Below are 25,712 nucleotides of genomic sequence, written 5' to 3' on the forward strand. Positions count from 1 at the left end.
TGTTTTCGTGAGCAACAATTAACGCGCCGGGCCTGCTGGACCCCCGGCCCACCGCTACAATGCGGCCATGGAAATCTTCAAAGTCTTTACCCTCGAGGCCGCTCACCACCTCCCCAACGTGCCGCCGGGCCACAAGTGCGCGCGCCTGCACGGGCACTCGTTCCGGGTGGAACTCAAGGTGGAGGGGGAGCCTGGCGAGCAGACCGGCTGGATCATGGATTTCGGCGACGTCAAGGCCGCCTTCCAACCGATCTACGACCGCCTGGACCACCACTACCTCAACGACATCCCCGGCCTGGAGAACCCGACCAGCGAACGGCTGGCGATCTGGATCTGGAACGAACTCAAGCCGGCCCTGCCCGAGCTGAGCGAAGTCACGGTGCACGAAACCTGCACCTCGGGCTGCCGCTATCGCGGTTGATCGCCCTCGGGATGCCTTGCCATCCCTTTGATCCTGAAGGTTTTCTGACCGCAGCCGGGTAAATCCGGACCGGTTCGGGCAAAACATGTTGCATCGCAATATTTTCGGCGTATGCTGCATTGCATCAACGTTCTCGAGCCGTCCTGACCATGGCGTCCGCGTTCACCGATTCCTTCAGCGACTACACCCGCCAGCTGGCCGCCACGGCCACGCGTGCCAACCGGCTCGCACTGGAAAATGCCGAGAGCATGTTCGGGGTGCAGTTGAAGACGCTGGAGAAGAACATCACCGCCACCAGCGGGTTCTTCGGTGAAATCGTGCAGTCACAGGATGCCGGCACGCTGCAGTCGCTGCTGCCCAAGGGCGCGCAACTGGCACGTGACAACCTCGCCCGTTGGACCAGCGCCAGCCAGGAAGTGGCCGGCCTGGGGCTGAAGGCCTCCGAAGCCTTCGGCGAACTCGCCCGGCAGCCGTTCGCGGCCGCCACGCCCAGCGCAGGCAAGACGCGCGGCTGAGCCGGACAACATCGAATTTGCGTGGGTCCCTCCCCCCACGCAATCCCAGACCCGACAGAACCCTCCCTCTGTCGGGTCTTTTTTTGTCCGGCGCTACTGCCGCGTCGTTGGCAGCGAGAACACGAACAGCGCCCCGTCACGGTGGTCCAGCAGGCGGATGTCGCGCCCGTGCAGCTGCAGGATGCGATGCACGATCAACAGGCCCAGCCCGCCGCTGTCCGGCCGCTGGCTGCCCAGTGCCGGCATCGCGGTGAACAGGGTGTCGCGCTGTTCGGGGGCGATGCCGGGGCCCGTGTCGGCCACGCTGACCTGCACCTCGCCCTCGGCCGCGCGCAGCGTCACGGTGACACGGCCACCTTCCGGCGTATGCCGGATGGCGTTGTCCAACAGGTTGGTCAGCACCCGCTCGATCAACGCCAGATCCGCGACCACCGGCGGCACGCCGGGCGGGATGTCGGCGCCCAGCGTCTGCCGGCGTGACTCGGCCGCCAGCTCGAACTTCTGGAATACATCCTGGATCAGATCCGGCAGCGAGAAGGCCTGGCGGTCGAGCACCACCCCGCCGTGCTCCAGCCGGGCCAGCTCGAACAGGGCCTGGGCCAGCCGCCCCACCTTGTGGCTCTGCGACAGGGCGATCGAGAGATACCGCTGGCGCTCGTCGGCGCTGAGCGTGGCGTCCTTGAGTGCCAGTGTTTCCAGGTAGCCGTGCAGCGACGACAGCGGCGTGCGCAGGTCATGGGAAATGTTGGCGACCAGCTCGCGCCGCTGCAGGTCCTGCTGGCGCAGCTGCTGCCACTGCTCGCCCAGTCGCTGGGTCATGTGGCCGAAGCTGTGCTGCAGGATCGCCAGCTCGTCGCGCTCACCGGCACGCAACGGGGCCGGCGGCGGCGCGGCATCCGGCGTGGCGGTATCGACATCGAAGGACTGGATGCGCCGGGTCAGCTGGCGCAGTGGGCGGGTCACCCAGCGGAACGCGACCAGGCCGGCGAGCAGGCCAACGACCGCGACGATCGCCAGCGACCACAACGTGGTGCGCAGCGTGCTGTTGGCAGCGATGTTGGCGGCGAGTGCTTCGCGCTGCTCACCGACCAATACCACGTAGATGTACCCCGCCTGCCGTCCCTGCACCCACAGCGGCGCCGCATTGAATACTTTGCGGCCGGTCGCACTGCGTGGGTCGTCGCCGAGGATCGGCAGCGGCTCATCGCGCAGCAGCGCCTGCACCGGACCCAGATCGACCCGGGCCCGTTTCAGATGCCCCTCCGGCGCGTCGTGGCCCAGGATGCGCCCCTGGTCGTCGAGCAGGTACACCTCCACGCTCGGGTTGACCGCCATCAGCTTGCCGAACAGTGCGCGCACTTCGCCATTGCGCATGCCGCGGCCATCCATCAGCTCGCCACTGCGCGCGATGTGCTCGGCCAGCCCGCGCGACAGGCGCTGCACGGTTTCCTGCTCATGCACGGCGGTGCTGCGCATCTGGATCCACAGCAGCGCGCCCCCGCAGAGCAACAGCAGCGTGAAGAACACGGCGGACAGGCGTTGCGAAAGCGTGAGCCGGATCATGCGCCTGCGCCCTCGTTGGCATCGACCAGTTTGTAACCGCGCCCCCACACCGTCTGGATGCGTTGCGGGTTCGCCGCGTCGCGCTCGATCTTGTTGCGCAGCCGGTTGATGTGGGTGTTGACGGTGTGCTCGTAGCCGTCGTGCTGGTAGCCCCAGACCTGGTTGAGCAGGTCCATGCGCGAGTACACCTGGCCGGGATGGCGGGCGAAGAAGTACAGCAGGTCGAATTCGCGCGGGGTCAGTTCCAGCGCGCGGCCGTCGACCAGTGCCGTGCGCGCGACCGGATCGATACGCAGCCCGGCGACGTCGATCTCACCGGCATCGATGCGCGCGTTCTGCGCCATCGCCTCGACCCGGCGCAGCAGCGCTTTCACGCGTGCCACCAGTTCCAGCATCGAGAAGGGCTTGGCCAGGTAATCGTCCGCGCCCAGCTCCAGGCCGAGAATGCGGTGCACTTCGCTGGCACGCGCACTGGTGATGATGATCGGCGTGTAGCGCGTCATCGCACGGGCGCGCTTGCAGATCTCCAGCCCGTCCACGCCGGGCAGCATCAGGTCGAGCACGAGGGCGCTCCAGGGCTGCGCTTCGAGCAGGGCCAGGCCTTCGTCGCCGGTGGCGGCATGGGTGACCTCATAGCCTTCATCGCGCAGGTGCATGCGCAGCAGGTTGGCGATGTGGACATCGTCTTCGACGATCAGGACGCGCTTGGCACTGCTCATCGGCTCGGGGGGCGGCAGGAGGGCATGGCGCCATTGTCGACGGATCGCGACCTGAATGTGTCACGGAAAATTTAACCCTGCGTGAGGATTCGTTGACCGGGCCGGGCGCAGCATGGCCGCATCGTTCCCGTGCCCGGAGATCGGCCATGCGCTACACACGTCGCAATGTGCTTGGAATGGGCGGCATGGCCGCCGCGGCCGGCCTGTTCGGACTGACCGCCTGCAGCGGACCCGCCCCGGCTGCCCCCGCCGCGCCTGCGCGCCAGTTCGAGGTCATGCGCAGCGATGCGCAGTGGCGCGAACAGCTCACGCCTGCCCAGTACAGCGTGCTGCGCCGGCAGAGCACCGAACGGCCGTTCAGCAGCCCCCTCAACAAGGAGCACCGGCGCGGCACCTTCACCTGTGCCGGGTGCGCTTTGCCGCTGTTCTCTTCCTCCACCAAGTTCGACAGCGGTACCGGCTGGCCCAGCTTCTGGGCACCGCTGCACGATGCCGTCGGCGAAGACCGCGACACCACGCTGGGCATGGTGCGTGTCGAGGCGCACTGCCGGCGTTGCGGTGGCCACCTCGGCCACGTCTTCGATGACGGCCCGCGCCCGACCGGCCTGCGCTACTGCATGAACGGCGTGGCCATGAATTTCGTCGCGGCCTGAGCGCCGCACTTTCCCGCGTCATAGAAGGACCTCTCCATGCTTCTGCTCGTGCTGGCCTACCTCGGTGGCGTGCTCACCATCCTCAGCCCCTGCATCCTGCCGGTGCTGCCGTTCGTGTTCGCCCGCTCGGACCGCCCCTTCCTGCGCAGCGGCCTGCCGCTGCTGATCGGCATGGCCTTGATGTTCGCCGTAGTCGCCAGCCTGGCAGCGGTGAGCAGCCAGTGGGTGGCGCAGGCCAACCAGATCGGGCGCTGGATCGCGCTGGTGGTGATGGCGATGTTCGCGCTGGCGCTGCTGTGGCCGGCGCTGGCCGATCGGCTGCTGTCGCCGTTCCAGCGGCTGGGCGCGCGGCTGAGCGCCTCGGCCGATGCGGCCAGTGACGCGGGGCGCGGGGGCGTCGGCACCTCGCTGTTGATCGGCATCGCTACCGGCCTGCTGTGGGCGCCGTGCGCGGGTCCGATCCTCGGCCTGATCCTGACCGGTGCGGCGCTGCAGGGCGCCAGTGTCGGCACCAGCGGACTGCTGCTGGCCTATGCGCTGGGTGCGGCGACCTCGCTGGCGCTGGCGATCTGGATCGGCGGGCGCGTGTTCGCCGCGCTCAAACGCCGCCTTGGCGTGGGCGAGTGGGTGCGTCGTGGGCTGGGCATCGCGGCGTTGCTGGCGGTGGTCGCCATTGCGATGGGCTGGGATACCGGCCTGCTGACCCGGCTGTCCACGGTCAGCACCGCCAAGCTGGAACAGGGCCTGCTCGACGTGCTGCCGGCGCAGGAGCCACCGGCCGGCGGAGCGATGATGCGCGCCGCCGCCATCACGCCCGGAGCACCGCTGCCGGTGGAAGGCACCCTGCCCTCGCTGGCCGGTGCCACCGGCTGGCTCAACAGCCCGCCGCTGGATGCTCAGGCGCTGCGCGGCAAGGTGGTGCTGGTCGATTTCTGGACGTACTCCTGCATCAACTGCCTGCGTGCCATGCCTTACGTGCGCGAGTGGGCCGAGCGCTACCGTGACCACGGGCTGGTGGTGATCGGCGTGCATGCGCCGGAGTTCGCCTTCGAGCGCAACCTGGCCAACGTGCAGCGCGCGGTGAAGGATCTGAAGGTCACCTACCCAGTGGCGATCGACAACGACTTCGCGATCTGGCGCGGCTTCAACAACAAGTACTGGCCGGCGCACTACTTCATCGATGCGCAGGGCAATATCCGTGCGCATCACTTCGGCGAAGGCAACTACGCGCAGTCCGAGCAGATCATCCGCCAGCTGCTGCGCGAGGCCGGCAACACACTGCCCGGTGACGATGCACCGGTGGCGATGACGCTGGACGGCGTGGCGCGCCAGGCCGACATGGACAACCTCAAGTCGCCCGAGACCTACCTCGGCCATGCGCGCGCCGAGAACTTCGCTTCGCCCGGTGGGCAGCGCCACGATCAACCCGCCGACTACACCGTGCCCCCCACGCTGCAGCACAACCAGTGGGCACTGGCCGGACGCTGGACCGTAGGCAACGAAGATGCCCGGCTGGAAGCGCCCGGTGGCCGCATCGCCTTCCGCTTTCATGCCCGCGACCTGCACCTGGTGCTGGCCCCGGGCGAAGACGGCAGACCGGTGCGCTTCCGCGTGCGCATCGACGGCCTGCCGCCGGGCGCCGCGGCCGGCGGGGACGTCTCGGCCGACGGTGAGGGCCGGGTCGATGAGAACCGTCTGTATCAGCTGATCCGCCAGTCCGGCGCCGTGCAGGAGCGCACCTTCGAGATCGAGTTCCTCGATCCGGGCGTGCACGCCTACGCCTTTACGTTTGGGTGAGGAGCCATCGCATGAAAATCGCAGTCGACAAACTCGTGGCCGGCGGCATCGCTGTCGCCATCGCCGCACTCACCGTCAGCGTCGTGGTGGGTCTTGATCGGCCGGCACATGCTGCCGCGGCCACCACGACGGTGGCCGTCCCGGCGCCTACCGGCACCGCGGACCTGCGCCAGCCCGGGGTGAAGCGCGCCCAGGTGGTCTTTGCCGGCGGCTGCTTCTGGGGCGTGCAGGGCGTGTTCCAGCACATCAAGGGCGTGGACAACGCGCTCTCCGGCTACATCGGCGGCAGCGCGGCGAACGCGACCTATCCGCGCGTCGGCAGCGGCGGCACCGGTCATGCCGAGGCGGTGCAGGTTACCTACGATCCCGCACAGGTGAGCTACGGCCAGTTGATGCAGGTGTTCTTCTCGGTGGCCCACGACCCGACCCAGCTCAACCGGCAGGGCCCGGACCGCGGCACCCAGTACCGCTCGGCGGTGTATGCCGACGACGCGGCCCAGCGGGGTGCGACCCGCGCCTACATCGCCCAACTGCAGCAGGCCAAGGCCTACGCCGCGCCGGTGGTGACCCAGGTCGAAGGCGGCAAACCGTTCTTCGCCGCCGAGGGCTACCACCAGAACTACCTCACGCTGCATCCGGAATCGCTGTACATCCGGATCAACGACCTGCCCAAGGTCGTCGCGCTGAAACAGCAGTTCCCGGCGCTGTACCGTGAGCAGCCGCGCCTGGTGAGCACCACCATTTCAGCGCGCTGACCGCGCGGGAAACACAAGAAAAGACGCACGGCACACAAGATCCTGCCGTGCGTGGGGGAAGTCTGGAAGCGCATGGTAGGCTGGCGCCGGACGCGGATACAGATGCAGATGACTGGCATCCGCACGGTTACAGATTTCCATGGATGCAGCTGCCGATGGCGACCAACCTCTACCAGTCCCTGGCCGATGAAATGGCCGATGCGATCCGCAGCGGACGGCTGCCGGTCGGCACCCGCCTGCCATCGCTGCGCGGCCTGGCGACGCAGCGCAGCCTCAGCCTCAACACGGTGATCGCCGCGTATCGGCAGCTCGAGGATGCCGGGCTGGTGTTGCCACGGCCCAAGGCCGGCTTCGTTGTCAGCCCGCGCCTGCCGGAACCGACGCAGTCACTGCGGCAGGCGCCCTCGCCGCCGACCGCCCCCGCACAGCAGGCGATGATGGCGCGCGTGCTGGCCGCGCAGCAGCAGCCGGGCATCGTCGACCTGGCCTTCGCCGGGCCGCGCGGCAAGCGCTTCTATCCCGGTGCGCAGCTGGCCCGCAGCACCGCGCAGGTGCTGCGCCGCGCGGCCACCACCGTGGAAACCTATGCCCGCCCGAATGGCGCGGCACGCCTGCTGGCGCAGATCGTGCAGCGTGGGCCGAGGCTGGGGCTGCACACCACCACCGACCGGCTGGTGCTCACCCATGGCGCCATGGAAGCGCTGCAGCTCGCGCTGCGTGTGGTAACGAAGCCCGGCGATGCGGTCGCGATCGAAGCACCCTCGTACTTCAACATCTACCCGCTGCTGCGCAGCCTGGGCCTGCGCGCGATCGAACTGCCGACCCATCCGCGCGATGGGCTCGATTTGGACGCGCTGGAAGCGCTGCTGGACGCCGGCGGCATCGCCGCGATCATGGCCATGCCGACCGTGCACAATCCGCTCGGCGGCAGCATGCCGGTGCCGAACAAGCAGCGCCTGGCCGCGCTGGTGAACTACTACCAGGTGCCGTTGATCGAAGACGCGGTGTACGCCGAACTGCAGTTCAAGGAGCCGCTGGAACCGCTCGCCAAGAGTTTCGACCGCGAGGGCTGGATCATGGTCTGCAGCGGATTCTCGAAAACGCTCGCGCCGGACTACCGCATCGGCTGGCTCGACGGCGGACGCTTCGCCGCCGATATCCAACTGCTCAAGTTCCACTCCTCGGGCGCGGAATCGCGCCTGCTCGGGGATGCGGTGGCCGCGTTCCTGGAAGCCGGCAACTACGAGCATCACCTGCGCGGGCTGCGCCGGCTCTACAGCGATCAGGTCAGCCACGTGCGCGGCCTGATCGCGCAGCATTTCCCGCCGGGCACGTCGGCCACCCAGCCGACCGGCGGCTTCCTGCTGTGGGTGGAGCTGCCCGCGGCGATCGATGCCGGGGAGCTGTTCGAGCAGGCGCTGGCCGAGGGCGTGGTGTTCATGCCGGGCCAGGTCTACTCGCGCGGTGCGCGCTACCGGCATTGCCTGCGCCTGTCCTGCTGCCAGGAGCTGGACGAACGTTTCACCGGCGCCATCGCCACGGTCGGTCGGTTGGCCACGGCGCTGCTGACCCGCGCGGACGGCTGACGCTCAGAACACCAGGCGGCCCGCCAGGCTGGCCGGATCCGCGCCCGGCGCATACGGCAGCCGCCCCCAGCACGGCATCGACAGCCGCGCGGTGAGCAGCGCGACGTTCTCATCCCGTCGTGCCATGGTCGGATCCACCTCGTTGGCGATCCAGCCGATGCAGCGCGCGCCCTGGGCCGCGATCGCGTCGGCGGTGAGCCGCGCGTGGTTGAGGCAGCCCAGGCGCAGGCCGACCACCATCACCACCGGTAACTCCAGTGCCTGCACCAGGTCGCCCTGGTCCAGCGTGGCCGACAGCGGCGCCAGCCAGCCGCCCACACCCTCGACCACCACCGTATCGGCGCTGGCGCGCAGGCGTGCGAACGCCGCTTCGATCGGGGCCAGCGACAGCTGCACGCTCGCCTCCGCGGCGGCGATCTCCGGGGCCAGCGGCTGCTCCAGCGCGAACGGATTGAGGTCGTCGTATGCCGGCGCCGGCATGCTGGCCGCCAGCAGGGCGGTGGCATCCTCGTTGCGCAGGCCCTCGGGCGTGCGCTCGCAGCCACTGGCGACCGGCTTCATGCCCACGGCGGTGCCGCCGTGGCGGCGCAGGGCATGCAGCAGTACGCAGCTGCTGAAGGTCTTGCCGATGCCGGTATCGGTACCGGTGACGAACAGGGCGGCAGGGCGCGGCGCAGGCAGGGACATGGGGGACGACCGGAAGCGGAAACGCGCCATTATCCGCCGTCCCGGCAGCGCCGCCACGCGGTCCGCTGCGTTCCGTCGGGCCCGGCGCAGACGGGCGTGCAGCTTGGTAGACTGCGGCCATGTTCGATACTTCCACGCTCACCGGCAGCAAGCCGGAACAGTACGGCCAGCTGCTGGCCCAGGCCCGCGCCCTGGTGCACGGCGAGCGCGACCGCATCGCCAATGCGGCCAACCTGTCGGCGCTGGTCTACCACGCCCTGCCGCACCTGAACTGGGTGGGCTTCTACTTCTTCGACGGCAAGGAACTGGTCGTCGGCCCGTTCCAGGGCCTGCCGGCCTGCGTCCGCATTCCGCTCGACAAGGGCGTGTGTGGCGCCGCGGCCTCGCAGCGCGTGACCCAGCGCATCGAAGACGTCGACGCGTTCCCGGGCCACATTGCCTGCGACTCGGCCTCGCGCTCGGAACTGGTCGTGCCGCTGGTCCACAACGGTGACCTGGTCGGCGTGTTCGATCTGGACAGCCCCTCGCTGGCACGCTTCGATGCCGAGGACCAGGCCGGTCTGGAAGCGATCGCCGCCGTGTTCGTCGAGGCCCTGGGATGAGTGGCGTCAAGCTGCGCAACATCGGCCCGAAGAGCGCAGCCTGGCTGCGTCAGGTCGGTCTGCGTACGCCGGAAGACCTGGTGGCGGTCGGTGCGGTCGGTGCCTTCGTCAAGGTGCGCCGCGCCGGCTTCAAGCCCAGCTTGAACCTGCTCTACTCGCTGGAAGGTGCGCTGCAGGACTGCCACTGGCAGGAACTGCCGGAAGCACGCCGCACTGTGCTGGTGGCCGAGTACGAAGCGATCATCGCCGACCAGCCGCTGAAGAAGGCCCCCCCGGCTTCCGGTCCGGTCTATGACCGCACGGTGGAGCATCGCGACGATGACGGCGACGAAGCACCGCCGTTCGAGAGCGACGACGACCACCGCTGATCCGCGGGCACCGATACACCGTCGGTACCCGTGCGCTTCACACCTGCTGCAGCTCCAGCAGTTCGCCCCACAGCCGGTCATCCTCGCGCTCCACGCGCAGACGCACGCGTGTGCCGTGATCGATGCGCAGCGCCCAGCACATGGCCATCGGCAGACCACACACCTGTGACAGCACCATCCGCAGCGGCCCGCCATGACTGACGATCAGGGTCGGCACCGGGTCCGGGTCATCCAGCAACCGATGCAGGCCGCGCACGATGCGACGCTCGAAATGGCCCCAGCTTTCCCCGTGCGGCGGTGGATTGGCATGCGGGTCCAGATGGAAAGCCGACAGTGCGTCCATCGGCAGTGCCTCCAGTGCAAGGCCATCCCAGTCGCCGAAGTCGAGTTCCTCCCATTCTTCGTCGGCCTCCACGTCCACCGCGTGGAGAGCGGCCAGCGCCTCGGCGCTCGAGCGTGCACGCTGCCGTGGCGAGGACAGCACACGCTGCCAGGACAGCCCTGCATAGCGCGCGCACATAGCCTCGGTCGCGCCCTCGTGCAGCGGCGGATCGGTGCGGCCATCCAGGTGATCGTCGCGGCCGGTGCTGGCGTGGCGGATCAGGTCGAGGATCATGCCAGGCCCCGTCTGCTACCCACTGCGGCCGGCCAGTGCGGGTCACGGGCGTCGGTGCCGGGGTGCTGCAACCACGTTGGGGTCATGGAGATCACATCGAAAAAGCGAGGCGCATTCTAACCGGTGCGCTCCACCGACCCGGCCGATGGCTTAGACTGCGCCCACTTTCAGGTGACCCGGGGCTGCAAGGCCGCCAGGTTGAAACGGGAAGCCGGTGACGCGTCAGGCCCTGTGCCACGCCGCCACTCCGGCGCTGCCCCCGCAACGGTAAGCGTGGAAACACCAGGCACTACGCCACTGTGCTCCGGCATGGGAAGGCGCCTGGCACGATGGCACCGCCATCGACCCGCGAGCCCGGAGACCGGCCTGGAAGACGACTGGTTGCGATGCGGCGGGCATGGCGGCGGCAAGCCGGCGCCTGCGCGCCCGCCCACCGTCGATGGCCCCTGCAGCGCGATCATCCCCACCCCTTGCCGCGCGGGCGTGCGCGGTGCATGGAGTCATCGATGAAGCTGCAAACCCGCGTTCTTTCCCTGGCCGTGCTGTCGGCCCTGCCCCTGCTGGCGTCCGCACAGGACGATGCCACCGCACTGGACCAGGTGCTGGTCACCGCGACCCGCACCCCGATCGCCCTGCAGGACAGCATCTCGCCGGCACAGGTCATCGACCGCGCCGAGATCGAGCGCAGCCAAGCGCCGTCGCTGCAGGATCTGCTGCGCGGCCGTGTCGGCATCAACCTCAACAACAGCGGTGGCCTGGGCAAGCAGAGCTCGCTGTTCCTGCGCGGCACCAATTCGGCCCACACCCTGGTGCTGGTCGATGGCGTGCGCATCAACACCGGCGACCTCGGCCTGGCCATGATCCAGGACCTGCCGCTGGCGCAGATCGAGCGCATCGAAATCGTGCGGGGTCCGCAGTCCAGTCTGTACGGCGCCGATGCGATTGGTGGCGTGATCCAGATCTTCACCCGTCGCAACGCCGGCCAGTTCGCGCCGCACCTGCAGCTCGGTGGGGGCAGCAACGGCCTGCGTGAGGCCAGCGGCGGTTTCGGCGGCAGTGGCGCGCGTGGCTGGTTCGGCACCGACATCGCCTACCAGCACACCGATGGCATCAACGCCTGCCGCGGCTCGGTGTCGCCGTTCGCCGGGTGCGGCGCCGATGAGCCCGACCGCGACGGCTACCGCAACCTGTCGATGAGCCTGCGCGGCGGCTATGCGCTGACCGATACGCTGAGCCTGGAAGGCACCGCGCTGCGTGCCGAAGGCGAGAACCATTACGACGGTTACTACAACTACTCCGAGACCCTGCAGCAGGTGCTCGGCGGCAAGCTGCGCTACACGCCCAGCGAGCGCTTCAACCTGACCGTGAATGTCGGCCGCGCCGACAACGAATCGGACAACTTCAACGGCGACACCTGGCTGGGCAACGCGCAGACCCACCGCGACAGCGCCTCGGTGCAGGCCGATATCGGCATCGCCGAGGGCCAGCTGCTGAGCGCCGGCGTGGACTGGAGCCAGGACAACCTGGACGGCAGCAGTGCCGGTTACCTGGTCGACAGCCGCGACAACACCGGCGTGTTCGCGCAGTACCAGGGTCGCTTCGGCGCACACCACCTGCAGGCCAGCGTGCGCAACGACGACAACGAGCAGTTCGGCAACCACACCACCGGCAGCCTCGGCTGGGGCCTGGAGCTGGGCAGCGGGTTCCGCCTCAACGCCAGCTACGGCACCGCGTTCAAGGCGCCGACCTTCAGCGACCTCTACGACCCGTGGAGCGGCGTGCCGACCCTGGATCCGGAGAAGTCCAAGAGTGCGAACGTCGGCATCGCCCAGCAGGGCGACGGCTGGCGCTGGGGCCTGGACGTGTACGAAACCCGCATCGATGACCTGATCACCTACGACGCGACCACCTTCATGATGTCGCAGGTCGAAAAGGCCCGCATCCGCGGTGCCGAACTGACCGGCGCGATCACCGTCGCCGGGTTCGACCTCAACGCACAGCTCAGCCACACCGACCCACGCAACCGCACCAACGGCAGCGCGCAGTTCGACAACTGGCTGGCCCGCCGCGCACAGAACACCGCGCGTCTGGACGTGGATCGCCGCTTCGGTGACGTCCGCGCCGGCCTCACCGCCAACGGCGCCGGCAAGCGCTACGACGACGCGGCCAACACCGTGCGCCTGGGCGGCTACGGCACCCTCGACCTGCGCCTGGAATACGCCCTGACCCGTGACTGGTCGGTGCTGGGTCGGGTCAGCAACGTGTTCGACCGCGACTACGAAACCGTTGCCTGGTACAACCAGCCCGGCCGCGAATACCGCCTCAGCGTGCGTTACCAGCCGAAATAAGGCATCCGGACGGCGGCACCGCCGCCGTCCCGGCCTCGGTAGGTGCCGACCGTTGGTCGGCACTCATTGAACCTGGTAGGTGCCGACCGTTGGTCGGCACTCATTGATCCTGGCAGGTGCCGACCGTTGGTCGGCACACGCCTTGATGCGTCACAGCACCAGCAGTTCCCGCAGATCATCCACCACGGCAATCGCCTCGACGGTGTCCAGATCCAGCCCGCGCGGATACCCATAACGCACCAGCGCCACCGGCATGCCCGCATCCACGGCCGCCCGGTAATCCGTGATCGAATCGCCCACCATCAACGCTGCCTCGACGGCCACGCCGAACTGCGCCGCGATGTGCCGCAACGGCGCACCACTCGGCTTGCGCTCCGGCAAGGAATCCCCGCCCAGCACCAGCGCGAATGCGTCCTGCAGACCGAAGTGCTGCAGCAAGGGCGCCACCAGCGCGGACGGCTTGTTGGTGCAGATCGCCAGCGTCACCGAACGTGCGCGCAAGTCAGCCACAGTTTCGGCGACACCATCGAACAGGCGCGGGCTGCGCAACAGGCACGCTTCGTAGTGCCGCATGAAACCCGGCATCACCTTGTCCAGATCGATATCACTGCCGGCTGCGGTAAACGCCTGCTCGACCAGCCGTCGCACGCCATCCCCGATCCACGTCAACACCGTCGCCTCCGGCACGCGCGGCAACTGCCAGTCCTGCAGCGTGCGGTTGAGCGCTTCGGCGATATCGGCAGCGCTGTCCACCAGCGTGCCATCCAGATCGAACACCACCAACGGATACGGATAGGACAAGACGACACTCACTTCAACGACGTGGGGAGGCCATTGTAAGGTCGCCCCTGCGCGTTCCAGCTCATGCGCCGTTGACGCCCGGCGCTCAGAGCGACGCCAGGAACCGTGGGCTGCTGAACCGCTCCACCAGGAAATCCAGGAAGCTGCGCATGATCGTCGGCAACTGCCGGCGAGACGCATATACCGCGTGGATGCCCAGCCCTTCAACCTCGTAATCGGGCAGCACTTCGATCAGTTCGCCACTGCGCAGCAACGGGGCGATCTGGTACGTGGGCAGCATCGCGATGCCGGCACCGGCGCGCACCGCTTCCAGCAGCAGCGACGCTTCATTGGCACTGATGTTGCCCCCCACGGCCACCGCGATCTTCCGTCCCTCGCGCTGCAGGTGCCACACGCTCTTGCCGACGTAGTGATGGGTCAGGCAGTTGTGCGCGGCCAGTGCGTCGGCCGTGGCCGGCGTACCGCGCTCGGCCAGGTACGCCGGCGCCGCGCACAGCACCGAACGGCACGGCGCCAACGGCCGCGCGATCAGGCTCGGATCGATCGCGCGCGAGATGCGCACGGCGATATCCACGCGCTCTTCGACCAGGTTCACCACCCGATCGACGAGGAGCAGTTCCACCCGCGTCAGCGGATGCCGTTTGACGAACTCGGCCACCGCCGCAGCCAGGTGGATCTGCCCGAACGAGACACTCGCGGTGACCCGCAGCAGCCCGTGCGGCTCGGGGTTGTCGGTGGCCAGCTCACCGCGCAGTTCATCGCCGATCGCCAGCATCTGGCGGAAGCGCAGCAGCGCCGCCTCGCCCGGCCCGGTCAGGCTGATCCGGCGCGTGGTCCGGTGCAGTAACCGCGCGCCCAGCCAGCGCTCCACCTCGGCCAGATAGCGCGTCACCATCGCCCGCGACATCTCCAGCGCCTCGGCCGCCGCCGTCAGGCTGCCGCGCTCGGCGACCTCGACGAACACGTTCATGGCGGTCATCCGGTCCATTTGATCGATCCGTGCAACAAATTAGGCCGTTATACGCGGTTTTTCGTTCGATTCCAGAGGCATACGCTGGCCTTCCTTCCTCAAACGGACCTCCCCCATGAAAATCGCTCTCGTTGGTGCGACCGGCAACATCGGCCGTGAAATCGCCCGCCAGGCCCTCGCCCGCGGCCATCAGGTCACCGCCATCGTGCGCCGCGAGACCGACCTCCCGGCTGAACTGGACGGCGCCCAGCTGGCCGTGGCCGCGCTGGATGACACCGACGCGCTGGCCGCCGTGATCGCCGGCCATGACGTCCTGGCCAGCGCCTTCGGCCCGCGCCCGGGCGATGCCCCCGCCACGGTGACCACCACCAGTGCCGCGCTGGTCGCCGCTGCGCGCCAGGCCGGCGTGCCCCGCTTCATCATGGTCGGTGGCGCCGGCAGCCTGGAAGTTGCCCCCGGCGTGCAGCTGGTGGACACCGAGGGCTTCCCGGACGCCTACAAGCCGGTCGCCCTGGCCGCCCGCGAGACGCTGACGCAGCTGCGCGCCGTCGACGACCTCGACTGGACGTTCTACTCCCCCGCCGCCGAAATCGGCCCCGGCCCGCAGCGCGGCGGTTTCCGCACCCAGGCCAGGAATTTCCTGGTCGGCGATGACGGCCACAGCCGGATCAGCTACGCCGACTACGCCGACGCCTTCGTCAGCGAGATCGAGACCCCGCAGTACCTCCGCCAGATCGCCACCGTCGCGTACTGAGCCCTGCCCGCCCCGGCGATCCCCGCCGGGGCCCTGGATGGAACCCACCGCATGTCCATGCTCTCCCGCGCCCCTCTCGCCCTCAGCCTGGCCCTGATCACCGGCCTCACCGCCCTCGCGCCGACCAGCAGCCACGCCGGCCCGGCCGCGACCGCCCCGGCCCAGGCCGCTCCCCTCGCGGTGCAGCCCTACCACCCCGGCGACGACGCCCTGTTCGCCGTCTCGTCGACCCTGATCACCGGCCGCCACGACGCCATCCTCGTCGACGCACAGTTCGCCGCCACCGATGCCGCGCAACTCGTCCAGCGCATCCGTGATTCCGGCAAACGGCTGACCACGATCTACATCAGCCACGGCGACCCCGACTACTACTTCGGCCTGGCCACCCTGCAGGACGCCTTCCCGGGCGCCCGCATCCTCGCCACCCCCGCGACCGTCGCCCATATCAACGCCACCCAGGCCGCCAAACTCGCGTACTGGGGCCCACAGATGGGCGCAGGCAAACCGACCCGCATCGTTATCCCCAAATCCATCGCCGGCGACACCCTCACCCTCGAAGGCCAACCGATCAAGATCATCGGCCTCACCGGCCCCACCCCGGACCGCACCGTCCTGTGGATCCCCACCCTCCACACCGTCCTAGGCGGCATCCCGGTCGTCGCCGGCGAACACGTCTGGATGGCCGACACCCAGAGCGCCCAATCGCACGCGCACTGGCTGCAGACACTGGCAACCATCAAGGCGCTGAAGCCCACCCGCGTCATCCCCGGCCATTACGCAGCAGGTGCCCCCCTCGACATCAGCACAGTGGATTTCACCGCCGACTACATCCGCGCCTTCGAGGAAGAAACCGCACGCAGCAAAGACGCCAACGCACTGATCGCCGCAATGAAAAAGCGCTATCCAAACCTGGCCGGCGAGAGCTCATTGGAACTGAGCGCGAAAGTAGCCAAGGGCGAAATGCAGTGGCCGTAAAGGCGCATTCGTAGAAGCCCAACGTCATTGCGCACATTGAAAAGCGCGACGCGTTTCCTCTCTGCGCACCGACCTGTGTCGGAGGGACGGCGCGGGTGGGGTATCGGGACCGTGTGTTGCCATGGATGGCAACACACGAGCCTACATGGACGTACTTGCGGCGGGTCCCGATACCCCACCCGCGTCGTCCCAAGCCCTCACCACGCAGATACCAGCGCCTTAGCAGTTGATCTTGATTTTGATTTTGATTTTGATTTTGATCTTGATCTTGATCTTGATGTTGATGTTGATGTTGCTGTCGCCGTTGCCGTCAACACTTAGACAGCTCAAGAAACACGGCAAAAAACACGGACGAATACCGCCCAGCTACACATCACCAAGGTGATCAAACAACCCCGGCTGGCGCACCACCTCCCGCTCCCGGAATCCCCCCAACCCCACCCCCACCAACCGATACCGCGTCTCCAACGGCAACTCCACCCGCGCCCGCAACCCCAACGCAATCTCCCGCAACTCCTCCAACGAATCCGGCGGCGACTCCGGCGTAAAACTGCGCGTAATGATCCGGAACTGCGACGTCTTCAACTTCAACACCACCGTGTGCCCCACCCGGTCCGTCTTCCGCGTCGCCTGCCAGGTCTTCTCCGCCAACTGCACGATCGCCGGCGCCAGATCCTCCAGCAACAGATCCTCCGCGAACGTATCCTCCGACGAAATCGACTGCACCGGCTGGTCCGGCTCCACCGGCCGCTCATCCACGCCCCGCGCACGATTGAACAACCGTCCCCCGAACGTCCCGAACCGCGCCTCCAGTTCCTCCAGCGGCAGCGTGCGCAGATCGCCCACCGTCGCCACGCCCAGCTCCGCCAACTTCGCCGCCATCACCTTGCCCACGCCCGGCACACGGTTCACCGGCAATGGCGTCAGGAACTGCTCGATGCGATGCGGCGGCACCACGAACTGACCATCCGGCTTGCGCCAATCCGACGCGATCTTCGCCAGGAACTTGTTCGGCGCGATCCCCGCCGAGGCCGTCAACTGCGTCTCCTCGCGGATCTGCGCACGGATGATCTGCGCGATCTCCGTCGCCACCGTCATCCCGCCCTTGTGCTCGGTCACATCCAGATACGCCTCATCCAGCGACAGCGGCTCCACCAGGTCCGTATGCCGCAGGAAAATCTCGCGCACCTGGCGTGAGACCGCCTTGTAGCGCACGAAATCCGGCGGCACGAACACCGCATCCGGACACAGCCGCTCCGCACGCACCGCCGGCATCGCCGAACGCACCCCGAACACCCGTGCCTCGTAGGACGCCGCACACACCACCGAGCGCATCCCCCGCCACGCCACGACCACCGGCTTGCCCCGCAAGGAAGGGTCGTCACGCTGCTCCACGGACGCGTAGAAGGCGTCCATGTCGACGTGAATGATCTTGCGGGGGCGGGACACGGGCGTCGGCACTCGGATTCAGATGAACAAGATTACAGCCACACGCCGCAGTATGGTTGTTGGATAACAACGACATGCGTTTTTGAACCTGAAAACACTACGGCGGCGTACGGTTAAAACGTTTGATTGAATCACTTTTTCTCATGCACTCTTGAGCACTTGCTTCATGCAAGAGCAGTCGACCTGTGGTCGGCTCACCCCGATGACAACTTCTTCAGGATTGCGTTTTCCATGACTCGTCTCAACGCGTTCTCGCGCGACCAGCTGCTGGCCAGCGCCCGCGGTGAACTGTTCGGCCCGGGCAGCGGCCGCCTGCCCAATGATCCGATGCTGATGTTCGATCGCATCACCGACATCCGCGAGGACGGCGGTCCCCATGGCAAAGGCATGGTACGCGCGGAACTGGATATCCGCCCTGACCTGTGGTTCTTCGACTGTCACTTCCTCGGCGACCCGGTCATGCCCGGTTGCCTCGGCCTGGATGCCATGTGGCAGCTGACCGGCTTCTTCCTGACCTGGATCGGTGCGCCCGGCCGTGGCCGCGCCCTGGGCTGCGGCGAAGTCAAATTCACCGGCCAGGTGCTGCCGAGCGCCAAGCGCGTTACCTACGAAATCGACATCTCGCGCGTCATCAACCGCAAGCTGGTGATGGCACAGTCCGATGCCCGCATGCTGGTGGACGGTCGCGAAATCTATTCTGCCAAGGACCTGCGTGTAGGTCTGTTCACTTCCACTGAGAACTTCTGATGCGTCGCGTCGTCATTACCGGAATGGGCATCACTTCGTGCCTGGGCAACGATCTGGACACCGTGTCCTCGGCACTGCGTGAAGGCCGCGCCGGCATCCGCCACCTGCCCGATCACGCCGAAGCCGGCCTGCGCAGCCACGTGGGCGGCAACATCGAGTTGGACCTGGACGCGCAGATCGACCGCAAGGTGAAGCGCTTCATGAGCGATGCCTCGGCCTACGCCTACATCGCCATGCGCGACGCCATCGCCGATGCCGGCCTGGATGAAGCACAGGTCGCCAATCCGCGTACCGGCCTGATCGCCGGCTCCGGCGGTGGCTCCAGCCAGTGGCAGGTGGAATCGGCCGACATCCTGCGTGCGCGTGGCGTGCGCAAGGTCGGCCCGTACATGGTGCCGCGCACGATGTGCTCCACCGTGTCGGCCTGCCTGGCCACCGCGTTCCAGATCAAAGGCCTGAGCTATTCGCTGTCGGCCGCCTGCGCCACCTCGGCGCATTGCATCGGCGCCGCCGCGGACCTGATCCGTCATGGCGCGCAGGACGTGATGTTCGCCGGTGGCGGTGAAGACCTGCACTGGTCGATGAGCGTGATGTTCGATGCGATGGGCGCGCTGTCGACCCGTTTCAACGAGACGCCGGCGTCGGCCTCGCGCCCGTACGACAAGGACCGCGACGGCTTCGTCATCGCCGGTGGCGGCGGCATGCTGGTGCTGGAAGACTACGACCACGCCGTGGCCCGTGGTGCGCGCATCTATGCCGAGCTGGTCGGCTACGGTGTCACCTCCGATGGTGCCGACATGGTCGCTCCGTCCGGTGAAGGCGCGGTGCGCTGCATGAACATGGCGATGGAGCACATCACCGCCCCGATCGACTACCTCAACACGCACGGCACCTCGACCCCGCTGGGCGACGTCACCGAGCTGAAGGCCGTCCGTGAAGTGTTCGGCGAGAGCATTCCGCCGCTGTCCTCGACCAAGGCGCTGTCCGGCCACTCGCTGGGCGCGGCAAGCGTGCACGAAGCGATCTACTGCCTGCTGATGATGCGCGATGGCTTCATCGCCGGCTCGGCCAACATCGGCGAGCTGGATCCGCTGGTGGAAGGCTTCCCGATCGTGCAGCAGACCCAGCCGGCACAGCTGAACACCGTGATGTCCAACAGCTTCGGCTTTGGCGGCACGAATGCGGCGCTGGTGTTCAGTCGCCTCTGAGTACCGCCTGGATCGACATGAAAAAGCCCGGCCTTGTGCCGGGCTTTTTCGTGGTCCAGACGGGCAACGCCATTCGTTACCGCGGGCCGGTCATCCGCAACAACGGCACCAGCAACTGCCGCGCATCCAGCAACGAATCGACGATGCGATGCCCCAGCGCACGCAGTTCCTCGTCCGGATGCACCAGGTCCGGCACCTGGATCGCGGTCATGCCCGCCCCCACCGCCGCGCGGATGCCGGCGGGGGAATCCTCCAGCGCCAGGCAGCGCGCCGGGTCCTTGCCCAGCTTCTGCGCCGCCAGCAGATAGATGTCCGGGGCCGGCTTGGGATGCGACACGTCGCTGCTGGTCACCACCACCTCGAAGAACGGCAGCAGCCCGGCCGCCGCCAGCTTGCGCGAGGCACGCGGCTGCCGCGTCGAGGTCGCCACCGCACGCGGAATGCCGTGTTCGTGCAGCAGCTGCAGGATCTCCAGGATGCCCGGACGCAGCGGCAGCCCCTGCTGCGTACGCGCCTCGTACAGGTCATGACAGCGCGCGAACAGCGCAGCGACCTGCGCGGCATTCACCGTCTGCAGCAGCAGGCGTTCGCAATCGCGATCACCCAGGCCCACCATGCGCAGCCAGAACCCCTCCGGGAACGGCAGCGCCAGTTCCTGCGCCGCCTGCGACCAGCACGCGACCGAGACCCGCTCGCTGTCGATCATGAGGCCGTCCATGTCGAAGATGACGGCGTCGGGCAGGAACGGCAGCGCGGCGAAGGCGGTCATGGGACGTTGAACAGTGTCTCGAGATCGGCCGCATCCAGCATGCGCCACTCGCCTTCCGGCAGCCCGCCGAGCGACAGCCCGCCGATGCGGCTGCGATGCAGTGCCTCGACGTGGTTGCCGACCGCCGCGAACATGCGGCGGGCCTGGTGGTAGCGGCCTTCATGCAGCACCAACTGCGCCTGGCGCGGCCCGTTGACGTGCAGCTCGGCCGGCAGCAGCGGCTTGTCATCCGATTCCAGCAGCAGCGTGCCGCTGGCGAAGCGCGCGGTTTCATCGCCGCGCAGGTCTTCGGCCAAGGTGACCTCGTAGGCCTTGTCCAGGCGCGACTTCGGCGACACGATCCGGTGCAGCAGCGCGCCGTCGTCGGTCATCAGCAGCATCCCGCTGGTATCGCGGTCCAGGCGCCCCACCGAGGACAGCACCGGCGCACGGTCGCGATAGCGCGGCGGCAGCAGGTCGTAGATCAGCCGGCCCTTGTCCTTGGTCGAGCAGGTATAGCCGCGCGGCTTGTGCAGCAGCAGGGTCAGGCCCTGCGGCGGGTCCAGCGGCTCGCCCTCGACCCGGATCGCCTCATGCGCGACCGCGTCGTCGGCGTACAGCACCTCGCCCTCGGCATCGGTGATCAGGCCGGCGCGGAACATCCCCTGCACCTGCTTGCGGCTGCCATAGCCGAGGTTGGCCAACAGCTTGACCAGCTTCATGCGCGGCCTCCGCGGCCCCACTTCGGCTCGGTGCTGCGCGGCGTCCGGACCGGCGTGGCGTTCTTGCTGGCCTTGGTCGCTTCGATCAGCTTGAAGCCATCGCGCTCGGCGGCCACGCGGACCTGGCCGAAGCTCTCGTTGAGGATCTGCTCGTACGGCAGGTGGCGGTTGGCCACCAGCCACATCCGGCCGCCCGGGCGCAGCGCCTGCGCGGCCACGGCGATGAAGCGCTGGCCGATGTCGGGACGGTCGGCGCGGGACGGGGTGTGGAACGGCGGGTTGGTCACGATGAAGTCGTACTCGCCGTCGATCCCGGCGGTGACGTCCTGCCAGTGGTAGGCCAGCGCCGCCGGCTTGCCGAGCGCGCCGAGGTTCTCGCGGGCCAGCGCCAGCGCGCGGCCTTCGGCCTCGTACAGGTCCAGCGCAGTCACGTTCGGGCAGCGCGCCAGCACTTCGGCGGACAGATAGCCGAAGCCGGCGCCCAGGTCGGCGCCACGGCCGGCCAGATCGGCCGGCAGCTGCTCGACCAGCAGGGCCGAGGCCGGGTCGATGCGGTCCCAGGCGAAGATGCCCGGGCGGCTCTGGAAGAGGCCGCCCAGGATCGCGCGCGGCGCGTCCAGCGACGCCCAGCGCTGCGCCAGCGCGGCGTCGTGCTGGCCGTTGAGCGGGGCGGTCCAGTAGGCGCGGCAGTGGTTCTTGGTCAGCTTGCCGCCCAGGCCGGCCAGCTGCTGCAGGTCGCCTTCGCCGGAGCGCGCCCCTTCGTTGTTGTGCTGGCAGGCCACCACGATGCCGCCCGGGGCGGCCAGGGCCAGCGCGCGGGCGAACAGGGCCTTGGCTTCCTCACGCTGGCGCGGCGGCAGCACCAGCACCACCGCGTAGCGGGTGGCATCGGTGGCCAGCTGCTGTTCGTCGCGCACCGTCCAGCCACTGGCTTCCAGCGCATCGGCGAACGGGCGGAAGCTCTGCTCGCAGACCAGCTGGGCCGGCTGGGCGTGCTCGCGCAGCGGGGCGCCATCGCGGGCGCGCAGGAACAGCACGGGGCCGGCGGGCCAGGACAGCACGCCACTGGCGAACGGCAGGAACAGGGTTTCCAGGGGAGCGTCGTGCTGGGCAGCCATGCGGGGGGCACATCTTGAAAGAGGCCGCCATTCTACCGGTTCGCCCCGCCCCACCCGGATTTGCGTTTATTCAACGTCCTGTTGATGCCCTGACAACATCCAAACCGGCAGGGTGGAGCCTCACTTCCCGTGGAGATGGCTCATGCGTGCATTGTTCGTCGGTGGCGTAGTCGACAACAGCGAGATGGACATGGAGGGCAGCCAACCACCGGTGCATTACCCCGAAGACACCGGCGGCGGCCATTCGCGCTACCGGCTCCACCAGGTCGGCAAAACGGCCGACGGCAGCGTGGCCTATGCGGTGTATGGCGCCCCGGACCTGGCCGATGAAGAAGTGGCCCGGATCGCCGATGAGCGGGCCTACGCGCGCCGTTTCGAGGCCGAACCCAGCGAATTCATCCACTGATCCCGTCTCTGGCGGCGCGCCTGCCCACCGCGATCACTCGCGGTAGGGCAGCTGCCGGATGGCCTTGATCTGGTCCAGCCACACCACGTGCTGCTGCACCGGGGTGTCCAGATCGTCCAGCCGCAGCTGGCCATTGCTGCCTTCGTTCTCCTCGGCGTCGCGGTACTGCTGCAGCGTCGGCTGCACGGCAACGGTGCCCAGCAGGCGGCTACCATCGTCAAGCGTGAGTTCGACCTGGATCTGGCCATGCAGCTGCGGCAGCAGCGCTTCCAGAGCCGCGATGGCGGCCGGATCGGTGTGGATGCGGGGGGCGTAACGGGACATGGCAACTCCTGTGGCGTACGCCTCAGTGTGCCCGTGGCGGCGTCAACACACCGCCAACGGCGGACGCTCAGCGCCCGCCAAGCACGCCGCGCACAGCGGCGACCAGCTGGGCCACCGAATACGGCTTGGCCACATGTTCCTGGAAGCCCGAGGCGAGCGCGCGCTTGCGATCGTCGGCACGCGCCAGCGCCGTCACCGCCACGGCCGGCAGCGCGTCGGGTTCCACCCCCATGTTGTCGCGCAGCGTGCGGACCAGCCCGTAGCCATCCATGCCCGGCATGCCGATATCGGTCAGCAGCGCGTCGATGCCCTCATGCCCGTTCTCGTTGAGCAGGGCCAGCGCTTCCCCGGCCGAGGAGGCCGTGGTGACCGAGGCCCCCTGTTCCTCCAGCAGCCGCCGCAGGTACTCCAGCACTTCGGGCTGGTCTTCCACGGCCAGCAGGTGCAGGCCCTTGAGCGGGTACGGTTCGATGATCTGCTCGGTGATCGGGCCACTGAACACTTCGCGCAGCGGACGACCGTCAGCCTGTGGCTGATAGCGCGGCAGGCGCACGTTGAAGCTCGCCCCCTGCCCGTGGCCCTCGCTGCTGGCCGCGACCACGCCGCCATGCAGTTCGACCAGCTGCTGCACGATCGCCAGCCCAAGCCCCAACCCGCCGTGGCGGCGCGTAGTGGTGCCGTCGGCCTGGCGGAAGCGGCTGAACAGATGGCGCAGGAATTCCGGTGCGATACCGTCGCCGGAATCGGTCACTGTGATCGACCACTGCCCACCGTCGGCGGCCAGGGTCAGGATCACGCGCCCTTCGGCGGGGGTGAACTTGATCGCGTTGGAGAGCAGGTTCCACAGCACCTGCTGCAGGCGCGTGGCATCGCCGAGCACCAGGCAGGGCTCGTCGGGCATCACCAGTTCCATCGACAGCGCTTTGCCTTCGGCGACCAGCTCCTGCGCGCGCATCGCTTCTTCCAGCTGCGCGCGCAGATCCAGCATCTCCACTTCCAGCTGGACCTTGCCCAGCAGCATGCTGCTCAGGTCCAGCATGTCCGAGATCAGGCGTTTCTGCGCCATCGCACTGTTGGCGATCACGCCCAGGCCCTTGTACATCGGGCTGGTGTTGTCGATGCGCTGCAGCAGCAGTTCGCTCCAGCCCAGGATGGTGGTCAGCGGGGTGCGAAGCTCGTGCGACAGCGTGGCCAGGAACTCATCCTTCAAGCGCGCCATGTTTTCGGCAGCGCTGCGTGCGGCACGCTCGGACTGCAGCAGTTCCTCGCGCGCCATTTCGATCTCGCGGCGCTCGGTCACGTCCGGACTGCTGCCGGCAAGGCCGATGAAACGGCCCATCCGCGAGAAGCGCGGACGCGCATTCATTTCCAGCCAGCGCCACTGGCCATCGGCGCGGCGGCCGCGGACCAGCGCGTGCATGGAGCGCTGCGACTTCAGCGCTTCCTGCAGTTCGTAATCGAACACCGAGGCATCATCGGGATGCACCAGCCCACGCCAGACGTCATCCGGCACGCGCTGCTCATCGCCGCCGAAGAACTCACTGAAGGCGCTGTTGACGAAGCGCGAATGGCCACGCTCATCCAGCACCCAGACCGGCATCGGCAGGCCATCGGCCAGCGCACTGAAGCGCGCCTCGCTTTCGGCCAGCTCCACTTCGATGTGCTTGCGGTTGGTGATGTCGAAGAACACCACGGCCACCAGATGCTCGCCGGGCTCGCCCACCCTGACCGCCTCGACCGAGTACCACCGGTTCAAGGCGCGTGCTTCCATCTCGAACTGCCTGGCCTGGCCGCTCAGTGCCACCTCGCCATAGACACGGTACCAATCCTGCTCATGCCCGGGCTGCAGGCTGCTCATCCGCTGGCCACAGGCGTTGTCGAGCCCGGTGTTACGGGCAAACGCCTCGTTTACCTCGACGAACCGGTAGTCAACGCCGACACCCGCGTCATCGAAGATCACTTCGATGATGCAGAACCCCGCATTCAGGCGTTCAAGTACCGTGCGATACAGGGCCGGATCCGGCGATGAAGCCAGGAAAGAGGCGCGTTCCAACGTCGAAGTGGGCAGGCTGGGCAAGGGCTTCAATGAGGCAACTGGCGAAACAGAGGAGGACAGGATCGGCCAACGCGCGTATTCGCAGCGTCAAGCGCCGAGGGTCGGGGGGCGGGCCTGGGTGAATTGGCGCCAACCGCAGAGGCGGAGCATACACGCCTGCATTGTGGGCCACCCGGATCGGGATCACACTGGGCACCTGATCCCACTTGTGATCGCGACCCAGGAGTTGTCATGAACCGCACATCCCTGATCGCCGGCGCTCTGGCTGGCCTGCTGCTCGTCGGCAGTGCCTCCGCCGCCCCGCGTACCGTGACCGACCCGCAGGCCCCGCGCGCGCTCCAGGCCGATGGCCCGGTCCAGGTGACCTGGACCGACCCGGCGCAGTTCACCGAGATCCGCCAGAGCAACAACCGCTTCGAAGCCGAACGCGGCGACTGGGTGCAGCAGCTGGCCAAGTACGTCCAGACCACCGCCGGCAAGGAGCTGCAGCCTGGCCAGACGCTGGAAGTGACGTTTACCGACATCAAACGCGCCGGCGATTACGAGCCGTGGCACGGCCCGCGCTCCAACGACATCCGGGTGATGCGCGACATCTATCCGCCGCGCGTGTCGCTGACCTACACCCTCAAGGATGCGCAGGGCCAGGTGATCGGCGAAGGGGAGCGCAAGCTGCAGGACACCGGCTACCTGCACAACATCGGCCGGCAGAGCGACACCGATCCGCTGCGCTACGAGAAGCGCCTGCTGGATGACTGGATCCGGCGCGAGCTGCGCAACCAGGCCACCGCCAGCACCTGAGCCATC

At 67.9% G+C, this 25,712-nt stretch carries 27 protein-coding genes and 1 riboswitch; of the genes, 15 read left to right on the forward strand and 12 right to left on the reverse strand.

Translation table 11 applies throughout. From position 1 onward, the window contains the following. Window positions 1-67 precede the first annotated feature (67 nt). Complete coding sequence (gene queD / locus AB9O74_RS10185; protein WP_176990663.1) at window positions 68-421, forward strand: 6-carboxytetrahydropterin synthase QueD; 354 nt, start codon at window positions 68-70, stop codon at window positions 419-421. A 149-nt stretch (window positions 422-570) separates the two neighbouring features. After that, window positions 571-936, forward strand: coding sequence for a phasin family protein (locus AB9O74_RS10190; protein WP_088432036.1), 366 nt, complete (start codon window positions 571-573; stop codon window positions 934-936). A gap of 93 nt (window positions 937-1,029) precedes the next feature. Here AB9O74_RS10190 and AB9O74_RS10195 read toward each other — a convergent pair whose 3' ends face one another. Next, window positions 1,030-2,499: a sensor histidine kinase gene (locus AB9O74_RS10195; protein WP_369349224.1), complete on the reverse strand. Its 1,470-nt coding sequence runs from the start codon at window positions 2,497-2,499 to the stop codon at window positions 1,030-1,032. Further along, window positions 2,496-3,218 carry a response regulator transcription factor gene (locus AB9O74_RS10200; RefSeq protein WP_176990661.1) on the reverse strand — a complete coding sequence of 241 codons (723 nt, stop codon included), beginning with the start codon at window positions 3,216-3,218 and terminating at the stop codon, window positions 2,496-2,498. Before AB9O74_RS10200 ends, AB9O74_RS10195 begins: the two co-directional genes overlap by 4 nt. Window positions 3,219-3,364: 146 nt before the next feature. Here AB9O74_RS10200 and msrB point away from each other — a divergent pair, with 146 nt between their 5' ends. The 4 genes from msrB to AB9O74_RS10220 all read left to right on the forward strand — a co-directional run bounded on the left by msrB (window position 3,365) and on the right by AB9O74_RS10220 (window position 8,009). Then, window positions 3,365-3,871, forward strand: coding sequence for a peptide-methionine (R)-S-oxide reductase MsrB (msrB, locus tag AB9O74_RS10205; protein WP_176990660.1), 507 nt, complete (start codon window positions 3,365-3,367; stop codon window positions 3,869-3,871). 36 nt (window positions 3,872-3,907) lie between these two features. Next, window positions 3,908-5,668, forward strand: coding sequence for a cytochrome c biogenesis protein DipZ (locus tag AB9O74_RS10210; RefSeq protein WP_369349225.1), 1,761 nt, complete (start codon window positions 3,908-3,910; stop codon window positions 5,666-5,668). 11 nt (window positions 5,669-5,679) lie between these two features. Next, window positions 5,680-6,423, forward strand: a complete 744-nt coding sequence (gene msrA / locus AB9O74_RS10215; RefSeq protein ID WP_176990658.1) for a peptide-methionine (S)-S-oxide reductase MsrA — start codon at window positions 5,680-5,682, stop codon at window positions 6,421-6,423. A 155-nt stretch (window positions 6,424-6,578) separates the two neighbouring features. Then, window positions 6,579-8,009: a PLP-dependent aminotransferase family protein gene (locus tag AB9O74_RS10220; RefSeq protein ID WP_369349226.1), complete on the forward strand. Its 1,431-nt coding sequence runs from the start codon at window positions 6,579-6,581 to the stop codon at window positions 8,007-8,009. 3 nt (window positions 8,010-8,012) lie between these two features. Here the strand turns inward: AB9O74_RS10220 and bioD are convergent, their stop codons facing one another. Then, entirely contained in the window at window positions 8,013-8,696 is a 684-nt protein-coding gene (bioD, locus tag AB9O74_RS10225) for a dethiobiotin synthase (RefSeq protein WP_369349227.1), read from the reverse strand. A 119-nt stretch (window positions 8,697-8,815) separates the two neighbouring features. Here bioD and AB9O74_RS10230 point away from each other — a divergent pair, with 119 nt between their 5' ends. Together AB9O74_RS10230 and AB9O74_RS10235 are read left to right on the forward strand one after the other, a co-directional pair. Beyond that, a complete protein-coding gene (locus tag AB9O74_RS10230) occupies window positions 8,816-9,298 on the forward strand; it encodes a GAF domain-containing protein (RefSeq protein ID WP_088432024.1) in 483 nt (160 codons plus the stop codon). Then, on the forward strand, window positions 9,295-9,666 hold the full coding sequence (locus tag AB9O74_RS10235) for a TfoX/Sxy family protein (RefSeq protein ID WP_319206690.1): 372 nt from the start codon (window positions 9,295-9,297) through the stop codon (window positions 9,664-9,666). The genes AB9O74_RS10230 and AB9O74_RS10235 overlap by 4 nt, the downstream gene beginning before the upstream one ends. 37 nt (window positions 9,667-9,703) lie before the next feature. Here AB9O74_RS10235 and AB9O74_RS10240 read toward each other — a convergent pair whose 3' ends face one another. Beyond that, window positions 9,704-10,282, reverse strand: a complete 579-nt coding sequence (locus tag AB9O74_RS10240) for a histidine phosphatase family protein (RefSeq protein ID WP_369349228.1) — start codon at window positions 10,280-10,282, stop codon at window positions 9,704-9,706. A 152-nt stretch (window positions 10,283-10,434) separates the two neighbouring features. Beyond that, window positions 10,435-10,667: riboswitch (cobalamin riboswitch) on the forward strand. A 121-nt stretch (window positions 10,668-10,788) separates the two neighbouring features. Between AB9O74_RS10240 and btuB the strand changes: the two genes are divergently transcribed. Further along, entirely contained in the window at window positions 10,789-12,630 is a 1,842-nt protein-coding gene (gene btuB / locus AB9O74_RS10245) for a TonB-dependent vitamin B12 receptor (RefSeq protein ID WP_369349229.1), read from the forward strand. A gap of 150 nt (window positions 12,631-12,780) precedes the next feature. Here btuB and gph read toward each other — a convergent pair whose 3' ends face one another. Together gph and AB9O74_RS10255 are read right to left on the reverse strand one after the other, a co-directional pair. Continuing rightward, window positions 12,781-13,431 (reverse strand): phosphoglycolate phosphatase, encoded by a 651-nt coding sequence (gene gph / locus AB9O74_RS10250; protein WP_369349230.1) that lies wholly within the window; start codon window positions 13,429-13,431, stop codon window positions 12,781-12,783. A gap of 85 nt (window positions 13,432-13,516) precedes the next feature. After that, complete coding sequence (locus tag AB9O74_RS10255; protein WP_369349231.1) at window positions 13,517-14,419, reverse strand: LysR family transcriptional regulator; 903 nt, start codon at window positions 14,417-14,419, stop codon at window positions 13,517-13,519. 97 nt (window positions 14,420-14,516) lie between these two features. Between AB9O74_RS10255 and AB9O74_RS10260 the strand changes: the two genes are divergently transcribed. After that, the gene (locus AB9O74_RS10260) at window positions 14,517-15,155 is read left to right on the forward strand and encodes an NAD(P)-dependent oxidoreductase (RefSeq protein ID WP_176990650.1); all 639 of its coding nucleotides are present in this window, start codon (window positions 14,517-14,519) and stop codon (window positions 15,153-15,155) included. A 51-nt stretch (window positions 15,156-15,206) separates the two neighbouring features. Beyond that, window positions 15,207-16,130 carry an MBL fold metallo-hydrolase gene (locus AB9O74_RS10265; RefSeq protein ID WP_369349232.1) on the forward strand — a complete coding sequence of 308 codons (924 nt, stop codon included), beginning with the start codon at window positions 15,207-15,209 and terminating at the stop codon, window positions 16,128-16,130. 366 nt (window positions 16,131-16,496) lie between these two features. Here the strand turns inward: AB9O74_RS10265 and dinB are convergent, their stop codons facing one another. Further along, window positions 16,497-17,579, reverse strand: a complete 1,083-nt coding sequence (gene dinB, locus AB9O74_RS10270; protein ID WP_179461114.1) for a DNA polymerase IV — start codon at window positions 17,577-17,579, stop codon at window positions 16,497-16,499. A gap of 231 nt (window positions 17,580-17,810) precedes the next feature. On the opposite strand from dinB, the gene fabA reads away from it, so the two are divergent. Together fabA and fabB are read left to right on the forward strand one after the other, a co-directional pair. Continuing rightward, window positions 17,811-18,326 carry a 3-hydroxyacyl-[acyl-carrier-protein] dehydratase FabA gene (gene fabA, locus AB9O74_RS10275; protein WP_070471641.1) on the forward strand — a complete coding sequence of 172 codons (516 nt, stop codon included), beginning with the start codon at window positions 17,811-17,813 and terminating at the stop codon, window positions 18,324-18,326. Then, on the forward strand, window positions 18,326-19,534 hold the full coding sequence (gene fabB / locus AB9O74_RS10280; RefSeq protein ID WP_369349233.1) for a beta-ketoacyl-ACP synthase I: 1,209 nt from the start codon (window positions 18,326-18,328) through the stop codon (window positions 19,532-19,534). The genes fabA and fabB overlap by 1 nt, the downstream gene beginning before the upstream one ends. Before the next feature lie 76 nt (window positions 19,535-19,610). Here the strand turns inward: fabB and AB9O74_RS10285 are convergent, their stop codons facing one another. Genes AB9O74_RS10285 through AB9O74_RS10295 form a run of 3 tightly spaced genes read right to left on the reverse strand, consistent with a single transcriptional unit; the run spans window position 19,611 to window position 22,122 of the window. Continuing rightward, on the reverse strand, window positions 19,611-20,303 hold the full coding sequence (locus AB9O74_RS10285) for an HAD family hydrolase (protein ID WP_369349234.1): 693 nt from the start codon (window positions 20,301-20,303) through the stop codon (window positions 19,611-19,613). Further along, complete coding sequence (locus AB9O74_RS10290) at window positions 20,300-21,004, reverse strand: pseudouridine synthase (protein ID WP_176990645.1); 705 nt, start codon at window positions 21,002-21,004, stop codon at window positions 20,300-20,302. The genes AB9O74_RS10285 and AB9O74_RS10290 overlap by 4 nt, the downstream gene beginning before the upstream one ends. After that, window positions 21,001-22,122 (reverse strand): class I SAM-dependent methyltransferase, encoded by a 1,122-nt coding sequence (locus AB9O74_RS10295; protein ID WP_369349235.1) that lies wholly within the window; start codon window positions 22,120-22,122, stop codon window positions 21,001-21,003. Before AB9O74_RS10295 ends, AB9O74_RS10290 begins: the two co-directional genes overlap by 4 nt. A gap of 142 nt (window positions 22,123-22,264) precedes the next feature. On the opposite strand from AB9O74_RS10295, the gene AB9O74_RS10300 reads away from it, so the two are divergent. Continuing rightward, window positions 22,265-22,528 (forward strand): hypothetical protein, encoded by a 264-nt coding sequence (locus AB9O74_RS10300; protein WP_123731285.1) that lies wholly within the window; start codon window positions 22,265-22,267, stop codon window positions 22,526-22,528. A gap of 33 nt (window positions 22,529-22,561) precedes the next feature. Here AB9O74_RS10300 and AB9O74_RS10305 read toward each other — a convergent pair whose 3' ends face one another. Beyond that, window positions 22,562-22,852, reverse strand: coding sequence for a DUF3247 family protein (locus AB9O74_RS10305; protein WP_369349236.1), 291 nt, complete (start codon window positions 22,850-22,852; stop codon window positions 22,562-22,564). 67 nt (window positions 22,853-22,919) lie between these two features. After that, window positions 22,920-24,905 carry an ATP-binding protein gene (locus AB9O74_RS10310; RefSeq protein ID WP_176990689.1) on the reverse strand — a complete coding sequence of 662 codons (1,986 nt, stop codon included), beginning with the start codon at window positions 24,903-24,905 and terminating at the stop codon, window positions 22,920-22,922. 234 nt (window positions 24,906-25,139) lie between these two features. Here AB9O74_RS10310 and AB9O74_RS10315 point away from each other — a divergent pair, with 234 nt between their 5' ends. Beyond that, on the forward strand, window positions 25,140-25,706 hold the full coding sequence (locus tag AB9O74_RS10315; RefSeq protein WP_369349237.1) for a DUF3016 domain-containing protein: 567 nt from the start codon (window positions 25,140-25,142) through the stop codon (window positions 25,704-25,706). Window positions 25,707-25,712 lie beyond the last annotated feature (6 nt).

The sequence above is a fragment of the Stenotrophomonas sp. JAG2 genome, from assembly GCF_041080745.1.
Classification (GTDB): domain Bacteria; phylum Pseudomonadota; class Gammaproteobacteria; order Xanthomonadales; family Xanthomonadaceae; genus Stenotrophomonas; species Stenotrophomonas maltophilia_AA.